Raw genomic sequence first — 8756 nt, forward strand, 5'->3', positions numbered from 1 at the left:
CGGAACCGGACCGCCGCCGCTGGTGTGAGGCCACGCCACGGCTCTGTGTCTTCGAGATGATCTACTTCGCACGACCGGACAGCAACTTCTTTGAGGAGTCCCTCTACAGCTACCGGCGACGATTGGGGAAGGTGCTGGCGGAGGAGTCGCCAGCGGCGGCGGATCTGGTGATCGGCGTGCCGGATTCCGGGATTCCTGCGGCCATTGGCTTTGCCGACGGCAGCGGTATGCCCTATGCCGAAGGTCTGGTGAAAAACCGCTACGTGGGCCGCACCTTTATCCAACCCAGCCAGGGGATGCGGGATGCGGGCATCCGCCTCAAGCTCAATCCCCTGGCGGACGTGCTGGCCAATCAGCGCATCGTGGTGGTGGATGACTCCATTGTGCGAGGGAGCACCAGCCGGAAAATTGTGAAGGCGCTGCGGGAGGCCGGAGCCCTCCAGGTCCACATGCGCATCAGTTCTCCGCCTGTCACACACCCCTGTTACTACGGCATTGACACCGACACCCAGGACCAGTTGGTGGCCGCCCGTCTCCCCCTGGAGGAAATCCGTCAGCATCTGGGGGTGGATTCCCTGGCCTATCTGAGCCGGGAGGGCATGTTGCGGGCCACCGGGCAGCAGGATTCTCCGTTTTGCACTGCCTGCTTTGACGGCCAGTACCCCGTGCCTCCCAGCGAGACGGGGGCGCCAGCAAGCTGATGCTGGAGTCCGTCCCATCCTCCGGCCAGACTGAAGGCTGAAGACCCGGAGGACCGCAGGTGGAAACCCCGACTTCAACCGGGGGAATTTAACCGGAGGAACGGGAGGGCGTTGCCTGCATGGGGCCGTTGTCAGCATCGTCAGGCGACTGGCTGGGTGAGGCAGTGCTTGTTGCGCCGGACCCTTGCTCCTTCTCTTGCCGCTGACGTTGGCGCCGCCGCTGCTCTGCGGCAACTGCCTCTTCCATGGCCTCCAACCCCTGGGCCATCTTCTCCAGGTTGGCGCGGTAAAGGTCCACGTCCTTGCCAAAGCGCTCGTGGGCCAGGCCCACGTCCGCCGCCAACTGCTTGGCCGCCTTGGCCGCGGTGGCGGCGTCCTCGGGATCAATGCCCACGGCCACCTCCACCAGGGTCATGAGACCAACGGCTTGCAGGCGGTTGTAATGAAAGCCGGGTTGCTGAACCCGCTCCAGAAACTGGCGCACCACCACCGGGGTCTGGGGATTGCTGCCGGACCACTGACGCACCCCCTCCCGCAGTTGGCCTGCCACGGACGCATGGGCCTGGGCCACTTCAGCGCGAATGGTCGCTGCATCTAGTGCCAACGCCGAGCAAACGGCCTGGAAGATCTCCTCCTTCTGGGTCTCGGGACGATACCCCTGCATGAAGCTGTCGAAGGTCTGGCACAGACCCGTGGCAAAGACAGCATCCTGGTGGAAGCGCTTCTGGAACAGCAGAAGGTTGAGCTCCACCAGGAGTTCATCAACCACTTGGCGGTAGGCGGGGGCGATCACCCTGTCACAGCAGGCGTGGAAGGATCGCTTGGTGTCCGAGATGGTGGGGCGCTCGCTCACCCTGGTTCAGCTTGTTAGACATCGACCCTAGCGCCGCCGCGGGCTGTTTAGGGCTGGCTCTCGCTGCCACAGTTGAACCTTGTTAGAGTGGCCACGACTTTAGAGCTTGTGCGCCATGCCCCCCATTGTGATTGAAGACTACGGTCGCGGGGAGCGGGCATTTGATCTTGATTCAAGGCTCTTGCGGGACCGTATTGTCTTTTTGGGGGGGCAGGTGACGCCTGAATCTGCCAACGACGTGGTGAAGCAGCTCCTTGTGCTGGAGGCGGAGGACTCCGAGAAGGACATTTGCCTTTACATCAATTCCCCTGGTGGCTCCGTCTACGACGGCCTCGCCATTTACGACACCATGGGGCATGTGAAGCCGGACGTGCAGACGGTCTGCATGGGGCTGGCGGCCTCCATGGGATCCTTTCTCCTGGCGGCCGGCACCCCTGGCAAGCGCCTGGCCTTGCCCAACGCACGGATCATGATCCACCAGGTCCTTGGAGGGGTCCAGGGCTCCGCCAGTGATATCGAGATACAGGCGAACGAAACGCTTTACCTCAAGGATCGGCTCAACCACCTGCTGGCAGAGGCCACCAGGCAGCCTTTGGATCGGATTGAACAGGACACGGACCGCGATTCCTTCATGTCCCCTGAAGAGGCCGTCAAGTACGGACTCATTGACCAGGTCCTGAGCCGCACCCCCAAGGGTTTAGCCCAATAAGCCCAATAAGCGGGTTCAGTCAGCCCAACAGGTCCCGTTTGCTGCGCTTGAGTTCTTTCCAGAGGTCGTGGATGCAGCCGAAGGCCTGCTCCTGGTTGATCTTGCCGCTCCCCTGGAGAGCCACCAGGAGCAGCACCTTGTCGGCAAAGGCCTCCAGATTCTGGTGAAAGACCAGACGCTTGGGGGTCCAGTCCAGACCTTGGTAGGAACTGAAGGCTTCCAACGGGTTGGTGGGACCAGGGCGCCCTTGGCCATCGGGGGGCGGCCCTGGTCGATAGGAATGATCCGCCATATTCAATGCTCAAAACACATCAATGGTCTCCAGCGTGACGCAAAGCGCCCCTCAACCGACCAAGTCCTCAACCGACCAATAGGGGAGTAAAGCGCTCTTTCTTCGGCAAGACAGCATACTCGGCCACCAGGCTGGTGAACTCTTCGCCACTGAGGCTTTCCCGCTCAATCAGCACCTCCACCACCCTGTCCATGCACTCGCGGTGCTCAGCGAGCAGTGCGACAGTGTCGTCATACAATTGGTGAACCAGCTTGAACACCTGCTCATCCACGCTGCGGGCACTGGCGTTGGACATTTCACTGCGGATCATCAGGTCCCGACCCAGGAACACCTCCCGATCCTGACTGCTCAAGGAGATGGGACCGATCTCGCTCATGCCGAACTGGGTGACCATTTGCCGGGCAATGGCGGACACCTGTTGAAAATCGCCCCCTGCCCCGGTGGTGATCTCGGCCTGGCCAAAGACAATCTGCTCCGCGGCTCGTCCACCCAGAGCACCCATGATGCGGGCCTTGAGTTGGGCGCGGGACACCAGCTCCTGCTCCTCGTCAGGGGAAAACCAGGTGAGCCCCTGGGCCTGCCCCCGGGGAATGAGGGTGACTTTCTGCACGGGGTCATGGGCCTGGAGCAGGCTACCCACCAGGGCATGGCCCACTTCGTGGTAGGCGATCAGCCGTTTGCTGCGACCGTCGGTGAGGGGCTGCCGTTCCATGCCGGCAATGACCCGATCCACGGCATCATCCACCTCCGTCAGGCTGATGACCGACTTGCGGCGCCGGGCGGTGAGGATGGCGGCTTCGTTGAGCAAATTGGCCAGATCCGCTCCGGTGAAGCCCGGCGTCCGCCGAGCGACGGATTCGAGGGAGAGGTCCTCCGCCAGTTTTTTGTCCCGGGCATGAACCTGCAGAATCGCCAAACGCCCCTTGATGTCCGGGGCATCCACCATCACCTGGCGGTCAAAACGACCGGGACGCAACAGGGCCGAATCCAGCACGTCGGGACGGTTGGTGGCCGCCAGGACAATGATGCCGGAATTGCCCTCGAAACCGTCCATCTCCGTGAGGATCTGGTTGAGGGTTTGCTCCCGTTCGTCGTTGCCGCCCCCCATGCCGGCGCCCCGTTGCCGGCCCACAGCGTCAATCTCGTCAATGAAGATCAGGCAGGGGGAGTTGTCCTTGGCCTTCTTGAAGAGGTCCCGCACCCGGCTGGCGCCCACTCCCACAAACATCTCCACAAACTCGGAGCCCGAGAGGGAGAAAAACGGCACCCCAGCTTCCCCGGCAATGGCCTTGGCCAACAGGGTTTTGCCCGTGCCCGGCGGACCCACCAGCAGGGCGCCTTTGGGGATACGGGCCCCCACCGCGGTGAAGCGCTCAGGTGTCTTCAGGAACGTGACGATTTCCTTGAGGTCCTGCTTGGCCTCTTCCACGCCAGCCACGTCGTCAAAGGTGACACCGGTTTCCGCTTCCATCATGAAGCGGGCCTTGGACTTGCTGAACTGCATGGCCTGTCCTGGTCCACCGGGGAGGCCGCTGGAGCGCCGGGCCAGGAAGATCAGGGAACCAATGAGCAACAGGGGCAGCAGCAGGTTGCCCAGCACCCCCCACACCGGCGAGGAGGGCCGTGGCGGATGAACGTCGAAGCTGACGTGCTTCTCCTTCAGTTGATCCAGCAGGTTGGGCGCCAAGCCCGGCAGCTCTACCCGGAGACGCTGCACATGACCAAAATCGGGATCCGCAGTTTCCACGATGGCGGTGCGGCCACCGTCAAACACGTCCACCGCATTCACCCGGTCCTCTTGCAGGCTGTCCAGGAAGCGGCCGTAGGTCATACGCCCGGTGGCCACGTTGCGGGACTCCGCAGGGGAGCTCACCGCTGTATCCACAGGGGCTCTGTTGCCGGCTGTCTGCCAGATCAGCCCCAGGCCAACGACCACGGGAATCAACCAGAGGGCGATGATCCGCCACCGCTTGTTCATAGTTTTCTCAAAGAATTTACACAACGTAAACGGTTGAGTCCCGTGACTGCGGTGCCTCCCGTGGATTGGCAACACTCATTTTCATGTTCATGCTACAGACCTCGCAACGCGACAATGGGATCCAGGCGGGCGGCGCGCCGTGCCGGAACCACGCCAAAGAAAACCCCGATGCCCCCCGAGACAGCCACGGTCAACAGGACCGTTCCGGGGCCGACGAAGGCGGGTAAGGGGGTGACGGCTGCCGCCACGGCCACGGCCCCCAGGCCCAGGCCGCTGCCGATGACGCCCCCCATGCTCGCCAGCACAGCGGCTTCAATCAGGAACTGGAGCAGCACGTCCCGGCGGCGGGCCCCCAGGGCCTTGCGTAAGCCCACCTCCGCCGTGCGCTCACTCACGGCCACCAACATGATGTTCATGATGCCCACGCCTCCCACCAGCAGGGAAATGCCACCGACGGATCCCAGCAGAATGGTGAGCCCACCGGTGATGGTGTTGACGATGGCCGTCGCCTCCTTCTGGGTGCGCACTGTGAAGTCGTTCATTTTGTGGCGCTGCTGCAGAAGATTGGTGATTTGGAAGTTAGCGGCATTCACGCTGCCGGGACCATTGGCTTCCACGCTGATGACGGTCAGGGAGACGCCGTAGGTGGGGTCCCGACCCGTGACGCGGTTCACCATGGTGCCCAGGGGCACGTAGGCCACTTCATCCCGGTTTTCCCCCAAGAACGACCCCTTCTCCTCCATCACGCCAATCACCGCAAAGCTGTTGTTGCCGATGCGGATGCGTTGGCCCAGGGGATCGGCATTGGGGGAAAGCTTGCTTGCCAAAGTGGATCCCAGGGCAACAACTGATCGGCTGCCATCAACATCCGCCTGGGTGATGAAACGACCCCGCTCCATGTCGAACTGGCGCACCAGCAGAAACTCGGGCGTGACGCCGTATACGGGGACGCTGGTGCTGCGCCCTTCCACCTGGACAACCTGATTGGAGGAAATCTGGGGCGCCACGCGCCGCACGCTGGGCGCCTGGCTGGCGATGGCCTCTGCGTCCTCCAGCACCAGCGTGCGCGGTCTGGCCGTGCTTGAGCGGCGACCATCTCCCGGCACCACAAACAACACGTTGGTACCGAGACTGTCCAAATTCTCGCTGGCCAGCCTTTGGGTTCCCTGGCCGATGCCCACCAGGGTGATCACCGAGGCGTTGCCAATGACCATGCTCAGAATGGTCAGCAGGCTGCGGAGGCGGCTGGCCCGCAGAGCGCTCCAGGCCATGGACCAGGTTTCTTGCCAGGGAAGAGCCATGGGAGCAGTGTAGGGCGGTCCCAGGGTCGATGGGTAGGCCTAGGAGTGGGTCTCCAGGTCGTTGCTGCCGCTTTTCACCAGACCATGGGAGATGTCGAGGGTGATCACCTCCCCCTGGCGCACGGATTGCGTGGCGCCCGGGACACCCACGATGACGGGGATGCGCAGCCGCTGACCAATGACCGCAGCGTGGCTTTGCAGGCCCCCCAACTCCGTGAGGATGCCCCCGGCACGGCGAATGACGTCCATGTAAGACGCAGAGGTTTGATTGACCACCAGCACCTCGCCGGGCTCCAGATGTCGGGCCTCCTGGGGAGAACGGGCCACCCGGGCCCGGGCAGTGATGGAGGCGTTGCCCACCCCCAGCCCTTTCCCCAACACCGTCGCCACAATGCCGACGCGAAGCAGGTCCGTGGATCCACTGACTCCCGCCAGGGTGCCTGCGGTCTGCACCACCAGATCTCCTTCCTGCAGAAGGCCCTGTTCCCGGGCAATCCCCAACGCCAGCGTGAAGGTGCGGCTACCGGAGGATTGGGTGTCCACCAGGAGCGGATAAACTCCCCACACCAACTGGAGTTGCCGCGCCACTTGCATCTGACTGGTGACGGCCAGAATTGGCATGGTGGGACGGAACTTGCTCACGTTCCGGGCTGTGGCCCCACTCTGGGTCAAGGGCACAATGGCGGCAGCCTCCAGTTGGCAGGCGATGGTGCTCACCGCCTGGCTGATGCTGTTGGGGATGGTGTGCTGGCAGTCCCCCGTGAAGCGGGGCTGGGGGTAGTTCTGCTCAATGCGCCTGGCAATGGTGGCCATAGTCTCCACCGCCTCCACCGGGTATTGCCCCACGGCAGTTTCGTTGGAGAGCATTACTGCGTCGGTGCCGTCCAGAATGGCGTTGGCCACGTCACTCACCTCCGCCCGGGTGGGACGGGGATTGGTGGCCATGCTGTCCAGCATCTGGGTGGCGGTGATGATGGGGATTCCCAGGCAGTTGGCCTTACGGATCAACTCTTTTTGCAGCAGTGGCACGTCCTCCGGGGGAATTTCCACCCCCAGATCCCCCCGGGCCACCATCACGCCGTCACAGAGGGGCAGGATCTCGTCAATGCGGCTGATGGCCTCGAACTTCTCGATCTTGGCCACCACAGGGGTGTTGTAGCCATGGCCGCGGATCAACTCCCTGACCTTCACCATGTCTTCAGGATTGCGCACAAAGCTCAACGCAACCCAATCCACCCCCTGTTGAAGTGCAAAGCGCAGATCAATGCGGTCCTTTTCCGTCACGGCACTGACGGAAAGTTGCACGTCCGGGAAGTTGACCCCCTTGTTGTTGGACAACATGCCGCCCACCACCACCTGACAGTGGAGGGTTTGCGCCTCCAGGTCCACAGCGGCGACCTGCATCTCCACCCTGCCGTCATCCAGCAGGATGCGGGCCCCCGCCGTCACTTCTTCCGCCAGGGTGTTGTAGGTGACCTGGGCAATCCTCTTGCTACAGGCCACGGGCCTGGAGGTGAGCTGAAAGTGGTCCCCCCTGTCCAGGCGGATGGGGCGGTCGTCCTGGAAGCGCCCCAGGCGAATCTTGGGACCTTGCAAATCCGCAAGGATGCCAATGTTTTGGCTCATCCGGTGGGCCACCTGACGGATGGTGGCCACCCGCCGGGCATGGTGGGCATGACTGCCGTGGGAAAAATTCAGCCGAAACGTGGTGGCGCCAGCCCGGATCAACTGTTGAATCCTCTGGTCGCTGTCTGTTGCCGGGCCAATGGTGGCCACAATTTTTGTGCGCCGATTGACGTAGTCCCTGCCCTGCTGGCCGTTGGCATGTCCTTCTTGCGGTGCTGTCATCTATCCAACGATGTATCTCGTATAGCTGGCGTTGGCGAGCAGGGGAACGGTGATTGTGCCCAGTAGCCTGCTCGCCAGGCTCAGGGCCAGGAACGCCAGAATTGGGGAAAGGTCCAGTCCTGCGATAGGGGGAATCAGGCCACGGAACAGGTTGAGGTAGGGGTCCGTGATGGAGGCCAAGGTGGACAGCAGGGGATTCTCCCACGGCAAGTTGGGGAACCAGCTCAGCAGAACCCGCAGCAGCAGCAACAGGGAAAAGATGCTGAGGGTTTTCAGCACCACCTGAATCAGGAAGGCGGCAACAAGCATGGCGACGGGACAACGTATAATTCTGCACACTCTAAACAGCCTCGAGCGGTGGCGAGCCCGTGGTGGTCTGCCGCCGCTGCTGTCGGGGCGACATGGCCTGGAAAGATGGGAAGGCATCTTCCCTGTTCATGCTTCGCGCCGGAATCGTCGGTTTGCCCAACGTCGGCAAGTCCACCCTGTTCAATGCTCTGGTGCGCCAGATCCAGGCTCAGGCCGCCAACTTTCCCTTCTGCACCATTGAACCCAACGTGGGGGTGGTGGCTGTGCCGGATCCACGGCTTCAGCCGCTGGCTGATCTGTCCCGCTCCCAAAGCCTGGTGCCTACACGCCTGGAGGTGGTGGATATTGCCGGCCTGGTAGCGGGCGCCAGCCAGGGGGAGGGTTTGGGCAATCAGTTCCTGGCCAACATTCGCCAGGTGGATGCCATTGTCCACGTGGTGCGCTGTTTTGAGGATGATGACGTGATCCATGTGTCCGGCTCCGTGGATCCCGGTCGCGACGTGGAGGTGATCAACCTGGAGTTGGCCCTGGCGGATGCCGCCCAGATTGACAAGCGACGCCAACGGCTGCAACGGCAACGTCGCACCAGCGCGGACGCCCAACGGGAGGATGAAGTGCTGGAGCGCCTTGCCCAAAGGCTGGATTCCGGTGCGGCCCCCTGTACGGTCCCCCTCTCACCGGAGGAGGAACGGTTGATTCAACCCCTGGGTCTGCTGACCCGCAAGCCTGTCGTCTATGCCGCCAACGTGGCGGAACATCACCTGG

8 protein-coding genes and 1 pseudogene are annotated in these 8756 nt (G+C 62.7%); 3 read left to right on the top strand and 6 right to left on the bottom strand.

Going from position 1 to position 8756, the window contains the following annotated elements; translation table 11 throughout:
* Positions 1-742, top strand: a pseudogene (locus tag FLM9_RS02305) (amidophosphoribosyltransferase); the annotation flags it as partial.
* Between the two features lie 47 nt (positions 743-789).
* Here the strand turns inward: FLM9_RS02305 and psb29 are convergent.
* Positions 790-1554 (bottom strand): photosystem II biogenesis protein Psp29, encoded by a 765-nt coding sequence (gene psb29 / locus FLM9_RS02310; RefSeq protein ID WP_074457070.1) that lies wholly within the window; start codon positions 1552-1554, stop codon positions 790-792.
* A gap of 115 nt (positions 1555-1669) precedes the next feature.
* Here psb29 and FLM9_RS02315 point away from each other — a divergent pair, with 115 nt between their 5' ends.
* Positions 1670-2263: an ATP-dependent Clp protease proteolytic subunit gene (locus FLM9_RS02315; protein ID WP_074457075.1), complete on the top strand. Its 594-nt coding sequence runs from the start codon at positions 1670-1672 to the stop codon at positions 2261-2263.
* Positions 2264-2282: 19 nt separating this feature from the next.
* Here the strand turns inward: FLM9_RS02315 and FLM9_RS02320 are convergent, their stop codons facing one another.
* From FLM9_RS02320 to FLM9_RS02340, 5 genes are all read right to left on the bottom strand, one after another.
* A complete protein-coding gene (locus tag FLM9_RS02320) occupies positions 2283-2555 on the bottom strand; it encodes a DUF7219 family protein (protein ID WP_257242966.1) in 273 nt (90 codons plus the stop codon).
* A 67-nt stretch (positions 2556-2622) separates the two neighbouring features.
* The gene (gene ftsH, locus FLM9_RS02325; RefSeq protein WP_074457071.1) at positions 2623-4533 is read right to left on the bottom strand and encodes an ATP-dependent zinc metalloprotease FtsH; all 1911 of its coding nucleotides are present in this window, start codon (positions 4531-4533) and stop codon (positions 2623-2625) included.
* A 92-nt stretch (positions 4534-4625) separates the two neighbouring features.
* Positions 4626-5834, bottom strand: coding sequence for an ABC transporter permease (locus FLM9_RS02330; RefSeq protein ID WP_074457072.1), 1209 nt, complete (start codon positions 5832-5834; stop codon positions 4626-4628).
* Positions 5835-5873: 39 nt separating this feature from the next.
* Positions 5874-7682, bottom strand: coding sequence for a pyruvate kinase (pyk, locus tag FLM9_RS02335; protein WP_074457073.1), 1809 nt, complete (start codon positions 7680-7682; stop codon positions 5874-5876).
* A complete protein-coding gene (locus tag FLM9_RS02340) occupies positions 7683-7991 on the bottom strand; it encodes a YggT family protein (RefSeq protein ID WP_074457074.1) in 309 nt (102 codons plus the stop codon). It abuts the gene before it with no gap.
* Positions 7992-8119: 128 nt separating this feature from the next.
* Here FLM9_RS02340 and ychF point away from each other — a divergent pair.
* Positions 8120-8756: redox-regulated ATPase YchF (ychF, locus tag FLM9_RS02345; RefSeq protein ID WP_074457076.1), on the top strand; the 637-nt coding region annotated here is incomplete at its 3' end.

Origin of the sequence: Candidatus Synechococcus spongiarum, from assembly GCF_900047545.1 — a bacterium.
Classification (GTDB): Bacteria; Cyanobacteriota; Cyanobacteriia; order PCC-6307; family Cyanobiaceae; genus Synechococcus_B; species Synechococcus_B spongiarum_C.

Bases quoted from the DNA above. Each gene is read 5' to 3' on its own strand.
- FLM9_RS02315 (WP_074457075.1), top strand. From the start codon at position 1,670: ATGCCCCCCATTGTGATTGAAGACTACGGTCGCGGGGAGCGGGCATTT.
- FLM9_RS02320 (WP_257242966.1), bottom strand. From the start codon at position 2,555: ATGGCGGATCATTCCTATCGACCAGGGCCGCCCCCCGATGGCCAAGGG.
- ftsH (WP_074457071.1), bottom strand. From the start codon at position 4,533: ATGAACAAGCGGTGGCGGATCATCGCCCTCTGGTTGATTCCCGTGGTC.
- FLM9_RS02330 (WP_074457072.1), bottom strand. From the start codon at position 5,834: ATGGCTCTTCCCTGGCAAGAAACCTGGTCCATGGCCTGGAGCGCTCTG.
- pyk (WP_074457073.1), bottom strand. From the start codon at position 7,682: ATGACAGCACCGCAAGAAGGACATGCCAACGGCCAGCAGGGCAGGGAC.
- FLM9_RS02340 (WP_074457074.1), bottom strand. From the start codon at position 7,991: ATGCTTGTTGCCGCCTTCCTGATTCAGGTGGTGCTGAAAACCCTCAGC.